Consider the following 17,515-nt stretch of genomic DNA (forward strand, 5'->3'; position numbering starts at 1 on the left):
CAGGCCATGGGCGTTGAACCCACGCGCGGACTGTATGAGTGCACCTCACCGAGTCTTTATCGCCGATATTGCTGTGCTCGGCCGATCACGGACGTCGCACATTGCTCAGCTGGGCTCGGTGGTAGCCGAAGCCCGGAGATGTGGTCGATGCGGATTTTGATCACCTGGTCGTTGCGCTCCGGCGCCCACGGTCGGCGCGGAAAATCCGCTGCCGCGACCAGTTCGTCCACGTCGGTGACCGCGGTCGCTGGTCCGCTGACCAGTACTGTCCACCCGCTGCGGGTCTCGAGCTCGATCTGGTCGATCTGGAACGCTACGGTCTGACCCGCGACGGCCGCGCCGCGGCTGCCGGGTACGGTCCAGATCCATATGCTCTCGTCCAGCATGTAGAAATTGACGGGCCGGATCACTGGCACCCCGTTCTCGACATAGCCGAGCCGACCCACCGGAACTGAGCGCAACCGCGTTCGGCAATCGGCCTCGTTCAATTCGGTCAATGTCCTCAGCTGTGACATCGTCGTACCCCATTCCTCGTCTGACCGTGCAGCCGCACGAGCACGGTCCGGTGTATGTCCTCACTATGCGAACCGAACCACCCTTGCCGCGAGAGGCGAAAGTCCCTGGACCGGGGGCACTGCGCGAGCCACTGAGATGTGGTCCCACAACGAGTGGTCACCGTGCTGGGCTCGCTGTCATCAACCGCGGTCGGTGCGTCTGCCTGATTCAGCCGCGGCGAGCGGTGCGATTGCCTCAGCCGTACCAGTCACACCGGGCGCGATCTCTTACTGCTCAAACGTTTTCGCGAGCTGCTCGATGAGTTCCGCGAGGTGGTTTCGGAGGTAGAAATGATCTCCGGGGTAGACATGTGTTGCCACGGAACCGGTCGCCTGTTTGCCCCATGCCTCCAGGTGCTCGGGCTTGCACAGCGGGTCGTCGTCCCCGGTGAACGAACGTTCCGGAAGAAGATCCCGCCGTAAAGCGCCTGCGCAACGACCCCTTCCTGGATGCGCCCGCCGGCTCCGTCGTTGATGCCCACCACCGGACAGCCCGCCTTGGCGGCCAGATCCAGAATCTTGCAGATCTTCTCGCCGTGCACCTTCCCGAGCGTGCCACCCAAGACGGTGAAGTCCTGGGCGAACACCGCCGTCAACCTGCCGTTCACCGTGCCGTGGCCGGTGACGACACCGTCACCGTGCGCGTCGTCACCCACATTCAAATCAGTCGAATGGTTCCGCGCGAACGCGTCGAGTTCGACGAAAGAACCCGGATCTAGAAGCAGTGCGATGCGTTCCCGGGCGGTCTTCTTGCCGCGCGAGCGTTGCCGGGCAATCGCCCGCGGAGTCCCAGGACATTGCGACCTGACCATGAGGTCATCAAGCTCTGCGAGCTTCGCCGCCATTGCACGACTACGCTCGGCCCGCCCCGTGACGCTCCTGTCCGCGACCGGATCGTCGCTCATCGCAGATGACCTCGCACACTGACAGGACTCATGCTCGCGAAGGTAACGATCCGCTCGAGCCTGTGTCTACGAGCGTGTTCACCGTCCATGGGAACGACCGGTCTGTCCAGGTCGTCGGCTCAGTCTCATAGTTGATGGTGACGTGGTGTCGTTGACGGCACGATGTGTCGGCGCGTGTAATGAATGTACCTGCGGTAGTAAACTTTCGGGACCGGCTAGGGGGATGCAAACGTGGCCAGACGGCGACGTCACCGCTCGGACCGCGCGGGTCTGGCGCTGATGGCCGCTCTCGCCGGTGTCATCATCCTGGCGCCGCTGGTGCGATTCGTCCGCGACAACGCCACGACAGTCGCCGCCATCGTGATCAGTGTCATCATCGCGGTGCTGCTGGCGCTGGTACTACGCGCGCGACATCGACGTCGGCGCGCCGAGCACGAACAAGACCGTCTGCGTGCCGTTCTGGCGTTCCATGACATGAACGACAAACAGTTCGAGCATGCGCTGGCCGCACTGTGCCGGGCCGGGGGCTGCCGCGAGGTACAGGTCTGCGGAGGCGCCGGTGACCGCGGTGCCGACGTCACCGCGGTGACACCGGACGGGCGAAGACTCATCGTGCAGGCCAAGCGATACAACATCAGGCGCCCTGTCGGCGACCGGGAGATGCAACCGAGGGTTGCTCACCTGGCACCAGTTCGACCTCGCGGTCCTCGTCGCGACATCCACGTTCACCAAAGCCGCCCGCGAAACCGCCGCCCGCAACGGCATCAGACTCGTCGACAACAAGACACTCGCAGCGTGGAACTCCGGCACCGGCCCCGCCCCCTGGAACTGACCCGATCCCGGGGCCGAACCGAACATCGCGCGACGCTATGCGTCGACCGCACCTCCAGGACACGATTGCCCCGACATGCGATGGCCGGGACAGTCGAAATGCATTGCATGCCGGTCGATTTCAGCACGAGTGCCCGTGTAGTCGTGGCGACATTCGAGGACCTGCGGGACGGGCGGCTGTGCCTGCCGGTCGCCGACCTCGACCGACACGGCGTGGCAGGTGCGGATCTGGAGCAGGGACTGGAAACCCCTGGAGTGCGGGCGTTGATCTCGGCCACAGCGAGTTCCGCGCGTGCCTCACTCGTGGAAAGTGGACGGATCCTGGGTGAAATCGCCTCCGACTACCGCCCGGTGCTTCGTTTTCTGATCGGCGTGTTCCACATGCGGCTGGGCGACGTCGGAACTCGTGGGGCTGCCATCATCCGTCTCCCTATCAGGACAGCCCACCCGGTTGTGTGCCTGTATCTGATGATCCGTTCCCGTCATATGGGTGCATCAACCAAAGCCCTGCCTGATCACGCGGACCTGGCACCCCGGCAGTGCGGCCTTCCTGAGTGGTCGGCAACCGCGACCGCCCTGCCCCGAGCCTGAACCAGCTCAGCGTGGCCGGCAGTCTGCGGCAGGCGGCTAGGGCACCAGCAGATACCATTCCGCGAACGTGCCTTGAATCGGCCAGGTATCCGCCATGATCTTGGCCGGACCCATCCCCACCCACAAATCCACGGTCACGGTGTCGCCTGGCGCCGCATCGGTGTGCACATACACGTCTTGGGCTCGCCCACCCGCTGAACCTACCCATCCCAGCATTACGTGATTGCCGCAAGGCCCGCGCTGATAACCCAGTGGTGTCACGTGTGCCAGCACGTGGCCGGGCATATGCGGCGCGGCCTCCAGCACCACGCTGATCGCCCCAGCACAGAAATTCGCATCGCCGAAGGTGTAGAGCGTGGTGCCCAACGGCGCCCATTGCGGTAGTGGATCCGCCTGCGCGAGCGGCGCCTGAATTCCGCACACCGACGCACCGATCCCTGCCGACACCACGACACCCGCCGCCATTCGCCGCACTGTTATCAATCAATGTCCTTCCCGCGTAACGTCACTCGCAGCCGTACTACCCCATCCAGCAGTACGCCCTACAGATCCCCGACATCGCAGCAGCGTGTAGTGGGAGTCGTTCCGTCAGTTAGCGTATCGAACCAGCTCGGCCGCGGGGGACGTTCAGACGTTCTCGCCGCCCCTCCGGCAGCACGGCAATCATCTTGCCGAGACCTTTTGGCCGGTATCGGTTCTGCCCTAGACCGATGTCGTCGACGGACACGCAGCCATCGTGGCGCTGCTCTCAACGTGCTGGGCCGCTACGGCTTCCGTGCGTCCATCCCGGCTGGCGGCGGCCTGCGGCTCTGCGCGACCCGGCCGCCGCCGAAGATGACCGCTTCGGCGGGAGCTTGTCCATTCACAGTGGACGAGAAAAAGGTAGAGGCAAGGAGCTACCCACTCCCTGCCACTCTCAACATATAGCCCACCGGGGGCCTTGCCGCAAGACCCGGGTCGTGCCGCAGAATCTCCAGCCGAAGCCAGAACCTGCGGAATCAGGGATTCGCGAAGTATGAGTGCTTGTCGCCGTACGGGTCTCGCGGGACGCAAACCGCCGGTGGGACGCGCTGTGCGGTGGCAGGCACTCGAGCCCGGACATGCGAGTGCGCGCGCCGCCGGACTGTGCGGATCAGCTGGCCGAAATGCAACATTGTCCAATGAGGGGTTTTCATGATTGACGTGATCGTTGCCGGCGGAGGACCGACCGGCTTGATGCTGGCCAGCGAGCTGCGGCTGCACGGCGTGCAAACGCTCGTGCTGGAGAAGTTGACCGAGCCGACCGCGCAGTCCCGCGGACAAGGCCTGCACGCGCGCAGCGTCGAGATAATGGACCAGCGCGGCCTGCTGGACCGGTTCCTCGCGGTCAGTGCGAAGTTCCAAGTCGGCGGTCTCTTCGGCGGCATCGTCAAGCCGTGGCCGGATCGGTTGGACACAGCGCACCCCTACGGCCTCGCCACTCCACAGCCGGTCACCGAACGGCTGCTCAACGAGCATGCCGTCGAACTCGGTACCGAGATCCGGCGCGGCTGCGAAGTGGTCGGGTTGAGTCAGGACGAAGACGTGGTAACCGTCGCGTTGGCGGACGGCACGCACCTGCGCTCGCGCTACCTCGTCGGGTGCGACGGTGCCCGCAGTACGGTGCGCAAGCGGCTCGGCGTCGGTTTCCCCGGCGAGCCCGCCAGGGTAGAGACGCTGCTGGGTGAGATGGAGGTGACCGAGGACCCTGCGACGATTGCCGCCATTGTCGAGGAAGTCCACAAAACCCACAAGCGGTTCGGCGCCATTCGCAGCGGGGACGACGACGGGGTGTATCGCATCGTCGTGCCCGCCGACGGGGTGGCCGAGGACCGTGCGACCGCACCGACCCTCGAAGAGTTCAAACAGCAGCTTCAGGCGTTCGCCGGCACCGACTTCGGCGCGCACTCGCCGCGCTGGCTGTCCCGGTTCGGCGACGCCACCCGGCAGGCCGAGCGCTACCGGGTCGGCCGGGTGCTGCTGGCCGGCGACGCGGCCCACATCCACCCGCCGACCGGCGGTCAGGGGCTCAACCTCGGCATCCAGGACGCGTTCAATCTCGGTTGGAAACTGGCCGCCGAGGTCAACGGCTGGGCACCAGAGGGACTGCTGGACAGCTACCACGCCGAACGGCACCCGGTGGGCGCCCGCGTGTTGGAGAACACCCGCGCGCAGATCACGCTGATCGGAAACGATCCAGGTGCGACCGCGCTGCGGGAGCTGTTCTCGAAGCTGATGGACTTCGAGGAGGTGAACCGGTACGTCACCGAGATCATCACCGCGGTCGGGGTCCGCTACGACTTCGGTGAGGGCCATGAACTGCTCGGCCGGCGGATGCGCGACGTGGTGCTGAAACAGGGTCGCCTCTACGAGCTGATGCGCGGGGGCCGAGGGCTGCTGCTCGACCAGACCAGCCGGCTTTCGGTGGCGGGCTGGGCGGATCGGGTCGACCACGTCGTCGACGTCAGCGAGGAATTGGACGTGTCGGCGGTGTTGCTGCGGCCGGACGGACACGTGGCGTGGGTCGGTGAAGATCAGCAGGATCTGCTCAGCCAGCTGCCCAAGTGGTTCGGCGCTGCCATCGGCTAGCGCTCGTAGGTGAGGCCATCGAGGTCCGCTCTGCTGGGCTTCCGGTGGTTTTCGCCGATAATCAACGGATAGTACGTCACGAACGCGAGAGGAGTTGGAGATGTAGGAGAGGCTCCTTGAAGCGGTGCTGGGTGAGAGATGGAGATTCTCGGCCCTTCAGTGTCGCCCTGCACGGGAGAGGCACTAAACCACCCTCTGCTGCGTTAGCTGAAGACTGTCGTGGTGAGCAATGAGGGAAAAGGCGTCCGTTGGAGGCGTCAGGTGGGGATCAGGAAGGCGTTGCGCTGAAAGCCCCTCCGGGGGTTCGCTGTAATCTGAGAAGCGAATCGGCAGGTAGACGGCCAGTTTCAGGGGCTTCACCATTCCACCGCACGGTAGACTCCGGCGACCCTCACGTCAGCCCGAACACGCGCTTCGAGCAGTCCGAGCGCGTAACAACGCCCCTGACGCGCAGACCGATCTGGATTTGCCCCAATGAAATTGCGATCAGAAGGGCTAGATCTGAGAAATCCGGCGCTTAGCGGTGTTCCGCCAACGGAACGGACAAGAACCGGCGCTGACGTGCGGTCAGGAAAGAAAACTCGGCAAGTTTGCGCTCCATCCACCGGTTGCGACGCTCACGATCAATATTCGCCATCAGGAACCCCCACACCTCCGACGCCGCCAAGACGCTGACAGAAACCGTACCCGATCAAGAGTCTGTACGTGGGCGAATTGTGTTCTTCGACAATATAATTGAGGGATCAGCACAGCTATCGAAGAGCGACAAGCAGGTCCGCATGTCAGCTCACTGGCCAGTATCGGCCATGAGCACTCCGATCCGCGAACAGGATTGCTCGTCGTACCACAAAGAAGGGCACCAACCACACCGGACCGCGTAAAGGTCAAGCGCACAAGTGCGCTCGGTAGGAGTCAGCAGCCGACCGATACGGGTTTGCGGGGACGCCCGGTTGAGCCGTCCAGGACGATCTCGACTGGTCCGGGTCCGGACAGGTGCTCGCGCAGCCCGTTCGGACCCGTCCACTCCACTCTGGTCAGCGGATCCACGTCGGAGTTGAGGCAGCCCAGGTCCCAGCACAGGCCAGAGTGGGGTGGGGTGGGGTGGGCCTGCCCAGGGTTGAAGCAGGGAATTGTTCTTGCCGGTGACAGGTCACGAATAGATGATGAACGTGTGCCAGGGGCCGTCCAACGGAAAGTAACTGACCCGAGGGCGTGCGGGAACACCACCCGGTAGGTAGGCGTACCCAGCCCTGTCCACGTCGTTATCTGTAGTGAACAGACAGCCCCCGTCCTGTTCCGCGACCGAGTGGACGAAATAGATGCCGTACAGCCCACCTTCGGCATCCGCACAGTTGGCCGCCGCATCCTCCATCGGCCCCTGGGAGATCCGCCAGGCGGCCGCCTCGACGGCTCCCGACTTGGCGACCACGATCCACCCGAGAACGAGGATGGGTGCGATCAGGCTGATCAGAAACGCCCGGTAGCGGATGAGCCCTATCAACGTGTATGCCAGCCACACCACGCACAGCCCGAACAGAACCGCCAAGCTGAAGAGCGCGGTGTCGAAGTCAGCTATGGCGGCCTGCAGAAGCAGCAATACCGCACACCAGAGTCCGATGAGCAGTGCCGTACCACCCGCCCAGTGCGTCCACCACGAAGGCGTAGACCTGCGCACACCGGTCTTTCTTTCGGTTGTCACCCTCTCGGTAGTCACCCGAGCAACGTAATCCAGGCAGCTTGGTGCGGTCTTAACGTTTCCTTTGGAGCTGACATGCCGACCTGACAAGGATCTACTCGACCCCGCGCCGCACGCCTCCCCAAGAACTCCCCCGCGTTCCAGACAACAGAACCGATCGCCATCACCGTCGACGTTCTCTGCGGTGGCGTCCCGGTGATCGTCTCGGGTCGTACCGATACCGTCGGATCGTGATGAGATCAGGGCAATATACGGCTACAAATACGCCCATCCACCCCGTGACTATGTATACGTTCAAAATGGGAAGGACTCGGATCGTTCGTGTAGTACGGGATAATTCCCGCATCGACGCTCTTGCACACCCATTTTTCACCGGTTTCACTGTTTTCCATTTGGATGGTCATCCACCGGTAGCCAGCCAAAGGAGCACCCGCTGTGGCCTGGCATTCCCGCCCGTTCACGAAGCCGAATTGATTCTCGAAAGTGGATTTACAGGTGTAGGTTGGCAGGACTTGCGCCGCAGCTGGGGGTGCGGTTACCAGACCGGCGGTCGCGGCCAGCATGAGTGCGGGCAGCCCGAGGCGGACTAGGAGGGTTATGGTCATCAAAGGCTCCTGTTCGAAATCCAAAATCACTGTCGCTTAGAATGCGACTCTTCGGCATCGGAGTCCGCCATGTGGAAGTCGGCGGCCGATTTCGCGATCACCCTGGCCGATCGGCCTTAAGAAATTCTTATCGTCAGCTAACCCCGGATCAGCCGACGAGCGCGACCTGATCACTCCCGGCCGTAAACGACACGTTATCGAGACACCGCACGACGGCTCGTAGGAGAAGGACAGGTCGCGAACTTCGACTGTGCCGGTCGCGGCGGTGCGTGGTTACTCGGCGCAAGTTCGTGATGGTGAGGGGCGTCGGGGCCGGCTCCCCAAATGGCCATGTGGTGCCAGCCTCGTCAGCCAGCACCCAGCCACATCAGTGCTGGAGCGATATCCATTAAATCGTTCCCAGCCGCTCACCAATCTCCTCTGATGCTGTTCAAGAAGCCGGCTTGGCCGCTGGACCTTGTGTACTCCGGATGATCCGGGCGATTTCCGCCGCGTGGGTGAAGACCAGTCCGTGATCGGCGTCGAGCCAGGACGTGGAGATGTGCGGCCGCTCGCGAACGAGCCGCTCGATGCCAGCACGCCAGTTCTGATTGCGCTGCGGCGCATGCCCTTCGCCGCTGCCGCCGGCCATCGAGGTCGACATGATCATGCTGATCGGACAGTCGATCTTCTCGTACCGGTCGAGGATTCCGGACCGAACCACATCGATCTCGAGATTCAGGTCGAGAATTTCCCGTGCGGTAAGCAACACCTGATGCGCGGTGCCCCGCTTTGCCTCGTGCTGCGTCGCAAGTTCCTCCCACATTGCGCGGAACTCCGGCAGGTCAGCCTCGGTGATGAACGGTTCGGGCACCGGGTTCGCGCCGTCGATGAGAACGAGCTCGGCAACGGCGTCAGGATGTTCGGAGGCATAGTGTACGACCAGGTCCGCGCCCAGCGAGTAGCCCACGAGTACGGGCAGCGAGGGCAGGTCGAGGCATCCCGGCTCCGTCAACACGGCGACGAGATCGCCGAGGAAAGCCTCGAAGGAATACCGATCGGCGGCCGAGGCGAGGCCATGGCCCCTGAGGTCGAAGGTCACTACGTCGTGGTCGCGCCGCAGCAGCTCGGTCAGCTCCTGCAAATCGGCCTGTGTCGAGCTCAGCCCAGGACACATGACCAGCGGTCGTCCCCGGCCGCCGCGAGACACTGGGATCGTGACGCCGTCGTGATGAATCGTGAAGTGCTGCATCGCCCTTGTTGCCCCTCTCGGCCCGCTACCCGTCGTCACCGGTCGGTGATCGGGTGAAGTCTCCGGTAGCTGGATCGACGAACCAAAATATCATCATCTGACCGCGAATTCCGTTGGTAAAACTATTGATTGATGCCCGTAAGGACATGACGGGCCCGGACGAGGCAGAGTATCCGGCCGCACGGCTAACATCGCGACCCGACGGAGCCCAGCACACGACGGACAACTCCGCAGAAAATTCGGGTGCAGTTCCTCGACCGGCTGGAAACAGCCGACGCCGACGTTGTCGAGCTCTGCGGCGCCGACCGGGTCGTCATTTCCTCCAGAAGCACGACCAGCTCAAAGAACGCTAATACGTCTGGGACGTCGAACCGAATACCCCTAGCGAGGCCTCGATGTATACCGGTCGGGCGGTGTGGTGTGGGACAGGTTACCCGACGGCAGCGCGGGGTAGTCACGGTAGCGGTGCACCTACCTTGCACCGACCCGATGCCGTCAACGCCGAAGGGACGAGATCCGCATGAGCACACGTGACACCACTACCTTGCTGGCGCAGCTGCGCGCCGTCCTCGAGCTGACCAACACCGAAATCCAGATCGCCGAAACCCGGATCGCGCAGGCCCGCACCGAGGCGGTGCGCCGCGAGTTATCCGCGAACGCCGACAACGCCCGCGTCCGCGCCGAGGCCGTCGAGGCCGCCATTCGCGAACTCGGCGGCGTCCCGGAGCTGATCGGCCCCTTCCTCGGGCGGGCCGCCGCCGCGGTCAAGGCGATGGTCGACCAGGCCCAGCCGTTCGACGAAGCCCTGCTCGGCGACCTCGCCCTCGAACATCAGCTCCTCGACCGCGCCCGCTACATCAAGGTTCTCGCGACCACCACCCAGCAACGCGACGTCGTGGCATTGGCGGAGCGGTTGATCACCGCGCACTCGGCGACCGTGGACTGGCTGACCACGGTCTTGGCCGAGGACGCCCTCGGCGGGCCGGCCGCCCTGCGTCGCACCCCACTCCAGGCGGCCACCGGTACCGCGGTGAAGCTGGTCAACATCCCAGTCACCTTGTCCGCCCGTGGCCTCGACCGGGCGCTGGACACCGTCCGCGCCACCTCTCCCGCGCTCGGTGAGCTGCTCGCCCAGGGCGCGCACGCGGGCGATGTCGTCGTCAAAACCCTCACAGCGTCTCGCGACGCCGCACTCGAGACCGCCGAGCAAGTCACTCGGCGCGAGGGCGCCGACGCCGCCGCCGACGCCTTGCATTCGATCCGCACCGCCACCGGCGTCCTCGAACCCGGCGAGCTGCCCATCGACGACTACGACGACCTGAACGTCACCCAAGCCGTCGCCATGGTCAAGGAACTGACCGAACCCGCCGACATACGGGCGATCATCGCGTACGAGGAAGCGAACAAGAACCGGCACGGTGTCGTCTCGGCCGCCCAAACCCGGCTCGCGGCGATCGCCCAAGAAGTCGCCGGCCTCAGCTGATCTCCTGCCCGGCTCGCCGGACAGGATGTCGCTCGAGCCAATGGAGTACCCACATCCCTCGATGGGGCCGCGGGCCGGTGAGTGCGCAGAAGGCAGTGACTGAACATCCCAGTCCTGGGCACCCTATGCACCCGATCGGACGCGATTCCGACGTAAACGCGGGCAGCCGGTTTCCCTGCGGACACTGCGTGTGTGTAGCGCGCTTGACTTGACGTATAGCGCGCTACACACACAGAGGCATGTCCAGTTGGTCCGCAGGGGAAAAAGTCGAGCAAGACGCGTTACGTCTGCACCCACCTCAACGCCCAGATCGTTGATTCCGCGAGGTCACCAGTGTCCCACTCCTTTGGGCCCGGCAGTGGCAGCGTCGAACAGGGCAGGTAACTATTCCTCACTAACGGCGGGGAGGCTGGAAGTCGATGACGACGCAACTCACCTGTCCGTCCTCGGTGCGGCCGATCCAGGCAGGGTAGCTTCCGTCACCCCAGCCTGCGTGAAAGGCGATGAGGTTCGGCCCGCCCGCCGGGCCGGTCAGCTCGACTGCGGAGCGGCTTTCGAGGCGTTCGGCCAGGTCGTCAAGGTCGGCTTCACTGACCGATCCACGGGTCGCATCGACGAAAGCCGCTATGCCGGTGTCCACACCGACCCCGTAGAACTGGCCCTCGCCAAGCAACCCGACGTCCTGGTCGGGCCGGATTGCCATCTCCCACTCTCCGGCCGGAGTGTCCACAATGGTCACCTTCGCCGCGGCCACACACGAGCCCAAGTAGGTAGAGTCGACGACGCGCATCAACGACAACGTGACCGGGTACTCACCCGGTGACACGGTGATAGTCAGCGAGTGTTCGTCGATCCAGCCGGGATCGGCCACAACCAACCGCCCGGACGGAATCCGCAGCAGCCCGGCATCGCTGAGTTCGACAACGCCAGGACCGTCTGGGGTATCGCGTCGCGCACCTGCAGTGAACAACTGTTCGATTCCGGTGGCGCGCAGCGGTCCCTGCCAGTCACCACCCGGTGCATCACGCAGGACCACCGTCGCGGCGGGCTCGTGGCCCTGCTGGGCGAGTAACGGCACGAACACCTGCCAGTCCGCAAATTCTGGTGCGGGGATCAGGAAGTTTTCGATGGAAGCCGAAACCTGCTGCACCGTGACGTTCTCCGGCTCGGAAGGCGCCTGGCCGTCCAATCCAGCGATATGCCGCTCGAACCAGTCACGCTCCGATCCGTCGAACTCAGACCTGATTTCGACCTGCCCGTCAGCCGATACGGTGATGGTTTCCTGAACATCCCATTCGCGGACGAGTACTGTTCCTCGCCCGAAAACTGCCACCGGATGCTCTGGTCGACGCGTAAAATCCCCTCGGCGTGGGGCTTGAGGTCGATCATCTGCGTGCGATAGGACCTGTCGTCGAAGAGATACACACGCCAATCGCTCCTCGGCCAGAACTCGACCAGTGCCAGCGGCCGCTCGTGTGCGGCCAGCAACACCGCATACCCCCTTTTGGTGACATGCCTGCGCGCTGCAACCTCCGGTGCTATCGGCTCTGGATGGGTCATACCGCGCTCGGAACCCCACATTTCGCCATACGACACATCAAGACTGTCGAAGATCACGGCCCACATCTTCCCCCAACAACAACGACCGCCAACCCCCGGCAGCGGACGCGGCCCGTGAACAGTCCACTGCGGGCCTGGCCATCCTGTCCAGCTGAGGAACCCGGGAGCCGTACATCCCCGTGCCCGGTTGTCACGGTTGGTCCGGGCTGGAGAGGTTATCACCACCACATGATGTTGATCCGTGGGCCCGGTGTGTATCGGCCGCAGGCCGATACGTGGCTACTGGCCCAGGCGATGGCACGGGCGGCCCTACCTCAGCACGCGCACGTTCTCGACGCCTGTACCGGTACCGGGGCGCTGGCGATCGAGGCGGCTCGCGCAGGAGCGGCGTCGGTGACCGCGGTCGATGTCTCCCGTCGGGCGGTCACCTCAGCGTGGCTCAACTGCCGGCTACGGGGCATCAGCGCGGAACTGCTGCATGGCGACTTCGCGGACGTGCTGGCCGGACGGACCTTCGATGTGGTCTTGGCCAACCCGCCTTACGTACCGTCCCCGCGACCGGTACCTGCTCGCGGCGCCGCCCGCGCGTGGGAGGCCGGCAGCCGCGGGCGGGCGATACTGGACAAGCTGTGCGCTCTGTTGCCCGCCCTGCTGACGGCGCGTGGCATGGCGTTGCTGGTGCACTCAGTGCTATGCGACGCTGATCTCACCGTGAACCAACTCCGTGAGGGTGGGCTCAAAGCCGCGATCGTAGCGCGTGACACCATCGTTCTCGGTCCCGTCATGCAGTCCAAGACGCGATGGCTTACCGAGTCCGGCCTCATCCATCCGGGCCAGCAACATGAGGAGCTGGTGGTCGTTCGCGCCGACCAACCCGACCGGTGATCCCAGGTCCAACCGGCGCTTGTACCAGAGCAGCGAAAAGCCCGCCACGGTACGAGTGCGTATGCGGATAGTGCGGACTGATACAGCTGGCGCTGTGGGTACGGGCGGCAAGCGCTGTGCAGCTGCTCCGACGAGCTGTTGACGGTATTGCCAGTCGCCCTGGGCGTGGTCCGAGCTGCCTGATTGATACTCGCGCCCCGCGGCCGATGCGCGCCTAGCTCGACGCGTCGCTGTGCAACGTCGAGCGGGAACGAAAACTGGGCTGCCGGTGAACGTCAGCCCACATAACGACGTGCGAGCGAATGGCGTTGGGATTCTTCCAACAGAACAAGGCCGGCCTCCACGGGCGGGGGCAGGACTTTTCGTTCGCGCAGCACCCAAGGCAGTCCACGCAGTGTCTCGAGGACGGCCGCGGCCGTTGTCAGGTCGGCTGGGGCTGACCTGAGCACGACGGCGGTCCGACGCGCCGCGCTGCGGGCCGGGCGGCGCAACCATAGCGTCCACAAAGTGTTCCGAATACCGAGTCCACGACGACGGGTCGCGTCACGGGTGTGTGAAGGCTCGTGATGGATCAGCATGTCCTCTACCCAGCACATCCACCAGCCATGCGCCGCGAGGTCGAGCGCGAGCAGTTCCTCTTCGCCGCCGAACCACAGGCGTCGGGAGAAGCCACCGACTTGCCTGAACGCACTGAGCCGGAAGGCGGACAGACCTGCCATCACGCCGAGCAGAGCGGGGCCAGGTAGCCAATCCGGCCCGGGAACCGGTGAATCGCGCAATTCTGGTGTAATCGGGTCCTCATGCAGGTCGGGCGCGACCAGGCATCGTCCGGTCACCGAACCTAGGGCAGGGTACTGGTCGAGCAGATCCGCGGCGCGGGTCAAGGCGCCCGGCTGCCATCGGGTGTCGTCATCACAGAAGGCCACATAAGGAGTGACTGCCTGCTCGACTGCGATGTTTCTGGCCACCGCACCAAGGTTGTCCGGCGAGCGGATGAGTCGCACCGTGGGGAACGCCGCGGTGACCGCTTCGGCCGTGCCGTCGCTGGACCCGTTGTCGACGAGGATGATCGGTGCCGCGTCGGCAAGCGTGGTCATGTGCGCGAGCGTTTCCAGCAGTTGTTCACGCCGGTCGCGGGTGATGATGACGACTGTTATTCGTTCCGTTGCCATCGGGTCACGTCCTTCCATCGGCGAGTTCCAGGGTCCGGGCCCAGCGTTCCACCCCCGGCGGCAGCCGCCGCCGCTGTGCCAACGCCCACGGCAGTCGGCGAATGACCCCCGCGACCGCCAGCAATGTCCCAGGGTCACGTGCTGCTCGACGCAGCAGGCCGATGGACTCGGCCGCGCACCGCCGTAGCGGTCGCCGCATCCAGACGATCAACGCGTTGTTGCGCTGTTCGACCCGTCTGCGCCATGCCTGAGGTGGTCGCCGCGCCGACGGGTGGTGGTGGGCGCGTACGTCCGCCACGTAACAGAGGTGCCAGCCACAGGCCGCCAAGTCGAGTGACAGCAACCGTTCTTCGGCACCGAAATGCAACAGCGGACTGAATCCGGCGGCCTCCAGGTACGCCTCTTTCCTGACGATCGCCGCACAGGCGAGGAAGCCGAGAACCAACGGACCCGGCAGCTCAGGGGGGTGCCCGAGGGGGCTGGTCGCCATCAGTTCATTGACGGGATCGTCACGGTGGTCGCTGCCGACGAGCGTGCGTCCCGCAACAAGGCCTAGCCGTGGATAGGAGTCCAGCACCCGCTCGGCTTCGGTGAGCGCGTCACCGGCCCACCACGAGTCGTCGTCACTGAAAGCAACATATGGTGTCCGGGCGATCGCGACACCGAGGTTGCGTGCCGCCGCCCCGAGGTTGCGGGGCAGTCGGATGACTTTCACATCCGGGAATGCCTCTGCCTCGTCGACAGTGTTGTCGACGGAAGCGTTGTCCAGCACCATAATTGCGGGACGTGGGCGGAGTGCGCATAACTCGGTCAAGGTGCGGGCCAATTCGGGGGCGCGGTTACGGGTGGCTATGACGACAGTGGTCTTCGCCACGGTTCGAGGTCTCACCCCGACCATCCTGTGAGCAGCTCATCGAGCAGGTCCCGGGTCAAGGCGTCCGCCGAAGGGAACTCACGTCGCCGCGCACGTTCGCGCCCTGTCGGAGACAGGCACCAGCGCCACCAATGTTCGAAACCGCCGGTGTAGACCGCTTGGTCGGCGGAGACCAGCGCGGGCCAATTCAGCGCCCTTGCCTGCGCGGTGACCTTCCCGCCGCCTGCGATGGGATCCACCGCCAGGACTGGGACACCGGCTCGCAGGCCTAACACCAAGCCGTGCAAGCGAGTTGTGACCACCGCGTCGAGCCGGGCGAACACCGACGCCAGTTGGTCGGGCGTGCGGCATTGGCGCCAATCATCGGGCGCGAGTCGGGTATCGAGGGGTAGTCGCGCGCAGTCGAGATCGCGTAGCCAGCGAATCAACGCCCGATGCACCGACCGATGACGGCGGGCCGCGCCGTATTCGGCCTGCCCCGGTGCGAATGCAACGCCTACCACTGGAACGGTCACCGTGGACGCTTCGACGGCCATGTCCGGTCGCGCGGTGGACGGGTCGTCGCGTGCCAAGACGCGGTGGAATCCAGTGACCGCCGCATCGGCTGGATCGAGAATGGAAACCCCCACCGCGATGCGTCGGCAGTTCGCGTACCGTTCGTGCAGGAATCGCACCTGCTCCCCGTGAGCAGGTCCGCACACGAACACGAGATGCGAATAACGCCCGGAATCGGCGTCGTCCAGATGCAACGCATCAGAACGAAAACCCGGACTCCACGCCGTGTCGTGGGGTATTTCAGCGGACTCGAGAGCGTCGCACACTCGGCTCATGCTCAAAACATCCCCGGCCGTCGCTTCCCCATGCACGAAGCTGGGCCACCCGGTGACAAGTACCCGCATGTCTCGGCGCATACCCGGTGCGCCGCAGGTCAATCAGCCGCCGCCACGATCCTTCGGTAAATGCGCCCGGCCACCGTCGCGGGCCGGAGCGATGTCGAACTCATCGTGGGCGCGATTCGTCGTGACGGGGCGGCGCCTCGGTGACGGTAAGGTGGAACAGCGGGATGTGTTGTCCTAGATGGAGGCCGGGCGCAGGTGCACGACCTTCGTCTGGGTCATCTCGTCGAGCAGTTCAGGTCCATAACCGAAGCCGGTTCCGCTGGCCCGACGTGGGTGTGCCGCGCCGCCGGGCGCCCCACCGAACACCGCATTGATCTTCACCGTGCCGACCGGCAATTCCCGCCAGGCGTGCTGGGCATTGGCCATCGACGGGGTGAGTACGGTCGCCGCGAGCCCGTAGTCGTCGCTCGCGGCCTCCGCGAGGCCCTGTTCGAACGTATTTACTACTCGTACAGGCGCGACCGGGCCGAACGTTTCTTCCCGCATGATCCGCATATTCGGATCGCAGTGTGCCAGTACGGTGGCCGGATAGTGCGCACCGACACCGTCTGGCACCGCACCGCCCGTCACAAGGTCGGCCCCGCGGTCCACCGCGTCGCACACGTGGGCGTGGACCTGCTCGCGATGGCGCCGGTCGACCAACGGCGCCAGCCTCCAGGACTCTGCTTCGGCTACCAGCGCGGCCAGAAAGGCGTCCGCGATATCCCGGTGCACGAAGATCCTTTCGACGGACACGCAAATCTGACCTGAGTTCGCGAACGCGCCGAGCGCCGCCTGCCCGGCGGCCCAGACCGGATCCACACCGGCGTCAACGACGAGTGCGTCATTGCCTCCATTTTCCAGTAATGCCTTGGCCCCCGTGGTCGCAACGCTTTTCGCGATCGACCGTCCCGTGACCGTGCTACCGACGTGCGCGACGACGTCCACATCGGGGCGTGCGGCGAGCAGTGCGCCGACCCTCCCATCACCTTGCGCCGTCTGCAGAACACCCTCGGGTAGCGCGCGGGCGAGCAAATCGCCCAGAAGACCGCCGGTATGAGGTGCGCGTTCGCTCGGCTTGTACACGACCGTGTTTCCCGTGGCCAGCGCCGCGCCGAGCAAACCGCAGGACACCGCCACGGGATCGTTCCATGGCGTCAGGGCGACGACAACACCGCGAGGTTCCCACACCATGAAGTCGGTCGCTTCGAAGCTCCCCTGAAGGCTCTTTCCTCGGTGCACCGGCCCCAGTTCGGCGTATTGCTCCAACGTCGCGGCGCCGGCCAACACCCCCTCCTCGGCCTCGGACTGCGGGCGTCCGGTTTCGACATGGTTGAGCTCGGCGAGTTCATCGGCACGCTCACGAAGTAAGGCGGCGCCGGCACGTAGCGTAGCGGCCCGCTCAGCCGCCGGCGTGCGCGCCCACACGGGCTGAACACGATTGGCCAGTTCTACCTGCAGACCGATCTCCGCAAGACCGGTCATCGGCACCTTGCCGACGCTGGCACCGGTGGTGGGATCAAGGATCTCGATCGTTTCGTTGGCCGGATGTTCGGTGGGAAACGTGACAGCACTTGGTCCGCTCATATCGCGGGCATTGCCCGGCACCCATGGCTCAAACCCGTCGGTGGCGCCAGCCGCAC

The 17,515-nt window shown here is 64.8% G+C and carries 15 protein-coding genes and 3 pseudogenes; 6 read left to right on the forward strand and 12 right to left on the reverse strand.

The features are described 5' to 3' along the window. Window positions 1–56 precede the first annotated feature (56 nt). The 3 genes and pseudogenes from AB0H00_RS11390 to AB0H00_RS11400 all read right to left on the reverse strand — a co-directional run. On the reverse strand, window positions 57–515 hold the full coding sequence (locus AB0H00_RS11390; protein ID WP_357264543.1) for a pyridoxamine 5'-phosphate oxidase family protein: 459 nt from the start codon (window positions 513–515) through the stop codon (window positions 57–59). Between the two features lie 267 nt (window positions 516–782). After that, entirely contained in the window at window positions 783–1,046 is a 264-nt protein-coding gene (locus tag AB0H00_RS11395) for a thioesterase domain-containing protein (RefSeq protein WP_357265081.1), read from the reverse strand. Continuing rightward, window positions 956–1,459: pseudogene (locus AB0H00_RS11400) on the reverse strand (carboxyl transferase domain-containing protein); the annotation flags it as partial. The gene AB0H00_RS11395 and the pseudogene AB0H00_RS11400, both read right to left, overlap by 91 nt. 474 nt (window positions 1,460–1,933) lie before the next feature. On the opposite strand from AB0H00_RS11400, the pseudogene AB0H00_RS11405 reads away from it, so the two are divergent. The 3 genes and pseudogenes from AB0H00_RS11405 to AB0H00_RS11415 form a co-directional block, all read left to right on the forward strand. Then, window positions 1,934–2,113: pseudogene (locus AB0H00_RS11405) on the forward strand (restriction endonuclease); the annotation flags it as partial. A gap of 19 nt (window positions 2,114–2,132) precedes the next feature. Further along, window positions 2,133–2,198: pseudogene (locus tag AB0H00_RS11410) on the forward strand (hypothetical protein); the annotation flags it as partial. Next, entirely contained in the window at window positions 2,177–2,881 is a 705-nt protein-coding gene (locus tag AB0H00_RS11415; RefSeq protein WP_357265083.1) for a squalene/phytoene synthase family protein, read from the forward strand. The pseudogene AB0H00_RS11410 and the gene AB0H00_RS11415, both read left to right, overlap by 22 nt. Before the next feature lie 36 nt (window positions 2,882–2,917). On the opposite strand, the gene AB0H00_RS11420 is transcribed toward AB0H00_RS11415, so the two are convergent. After that, window positions 2,918–3,346 carry a hypothetical protein gene (locus AB0H00_RS11420; RefSeq protein ID WP_357264546.1) on the reverse strand — a complete coding sequence of 143 codons (429 nt, stop codon included), beginning with the start codon at window positions 3,344–3,346 and terminating at the stop codon, window positions 2,918–2,920. Between the two features lie 708 nt (window positions 3,347–4,054). Here AB0H00_RS11420 and rox point away from each other — a divergent pair. Then, complete coding sequence (gene rox / locus AB0H00_RS11425) at window positions 4,055–5,488, forward strand: rifampin monooxygenase (protein ID WP_357264549.1); 1,434 nt, start codon at window positions 4,055–4,057, stop codon at window positions 5,486–5,488. 1,150 nt (window positions 5,489–6,638) lie between these two features. Here the strand turns inward: rox and AB0H00_RS11430 are convergent. The 3 genes from AB0H00_RS11430 to AB0H00_RS11440 all read right to left on the reverse strand — a co-directional run bounded on the left by AB0H00_RS11430 (window position 6,639) and on the right by AB0H00_RS11440 (window position 8,945). Beyond that, complete coding sequence (locus AB0H00_RS11430) at window positions 6,639–7,202, reverse strand: hypothetical protein (RefSeq protein ID WP_357264552.1); 564 nt, start codon at window positions 7,200–7,202, stop codon at window positions 6,639–6,641. Between the two features lie 221 nt (window positions 7,203–7,423). Next, window positions 7,424–7,789 carry a hypothetical protein gene (locus AB0H00_RS11435; protein WP_357264553.1) on the reverse strand — a complete coding sequence of 122 codons (366 nt, stop codon included), beginning with the start codon at window positions 7,787–7,789 and terminating at the stop codon, window positions 7,424–7,426. A 430-nt stretch (window positions 7,790–8,219) separates the two neighbouring features. Next, window positions 8,220–8,945, reverse strand: coding sequence for an alpha/beta fold hydrolase (locus tag AB0H00_RS11440; RefSeq protein WP_357264556.1), 726 nt, complete (start codon window positions 8,943–8,945; stop codon window positions 8,220–8,222). A 595-nt stretch (window positions 8,946–9,540) separates the two neighbouring features. On the opposite strand from AB0H00_RS11440, the gene AB0H00_RS11445 reads away from it, so the two are divergent. Further along, window positions 9,541–10,503, forward strand: a complete 963-nt coding sequence (locus AB0H00_RS11445; RefSeq protein WP_357264559.1) for a ferritin-like domain-containing protein — start codon at window positions 9,541–9,543, stop codon at window positions 10,501–10,503. A gap of 394 nt (window positions 10,504–10,897) precedes the next feature. On the opposite strand, the gene AB0H00_RS11450 is transcribed toward AB0H00_RS11445, so the two are convergent. Continuing rightward, complete coding sequence (locus AB0H00_RS11450; protein WP_357264562.1) at window positions 10,898–11,836, reverse strand: DUF4241 domain-containing protein; 939 nt, start codon at window positions 11,834–11,836, stop codon at window positions 10,898–10,900. A gap of 455 nt (window positions 11,837–12,291) precedes the next feature. On the opposite strand from AB0H00_RS11450, the gene AB0H00_RS11455 reads away from it, so the two are divergent. Then, window positions 12,292–12,948, forward strand: coding sequence for a HemK2/MTQ2 family protein methyltransferase (locus AB0H00_RS11455; protein ID WP_357264565.1), 657 nt, complete (start codon window positions 12,292–12,294; stop codon window positions 12,946–12,948). 275 nt (window positions 12,949–13,223) lie between these two features. On the opposite strand, the gene AB0H00_RS11460 is transcribed toward AB0H00_RS11455, so the two are convergent. From AB0H00_RS11460 to AB0H00_RS11475, 4 genes are all read right to left on the reverse strand, one after another. After that, window positions 13,224–14,120, reverse strand: coding sequence for a glycosyltransferase (locus tag AB0H00_RS11460; RefSeq protein ID WP_357264568.1), 897 nt, complete (start codon window positions 14,118–14,120; stop codon window positions 13,224–13,226). Between the two features lie 4 nt (window positions 14,121–14,124). Further along, on the reverse strand, window positions 14,125–15,009 hold the full coding sequence (locus tag AB0H00_RS11465) for a glycosyltransferase (protein WP_357264571.1): 885 nt from the start codon (window positions 15,007–15,009) through the stop codon (window positions 14,125–14,127). Next, window positions 15,006–15,824, reverse strand: a complete 819-nt coding sequence (locus tag AB0H00_RS11470) for a polysaccharide pyruvyl transferase family protein (protein WP_357264574.1) — start codon at window positions 15,822–15,824, stop codon at window positions 15,006–15,008. The genes AB0H00_RS11465 and AB0H00_RS11470 overlap by 4 nt, the downstream gene beginning before the upstream one ends. A 243-nt stretch (window positions 15,825–16,067) precedes the next feature. Continuing rightward, entirely contained in the window at window positions 16,068–17,459 is a 1,392-nt protein-coding gene (locus AB0H00_RS11475; protein ID WP_357264577.1) for an aldehyde dehydrogenase family protein, read from the reverse strand. Window positions 17,460–17,515 lie beyond the last annotated feature (56 nt).

The organism is Nocardia sp. NPDC023852 (assembly GCF_040639505.1).
Classification (GTDB): Bacteria; Actinomycetota; Actinomycetes; order Mycobacteriales; family Mycobacteriaceae; genus Nocardia.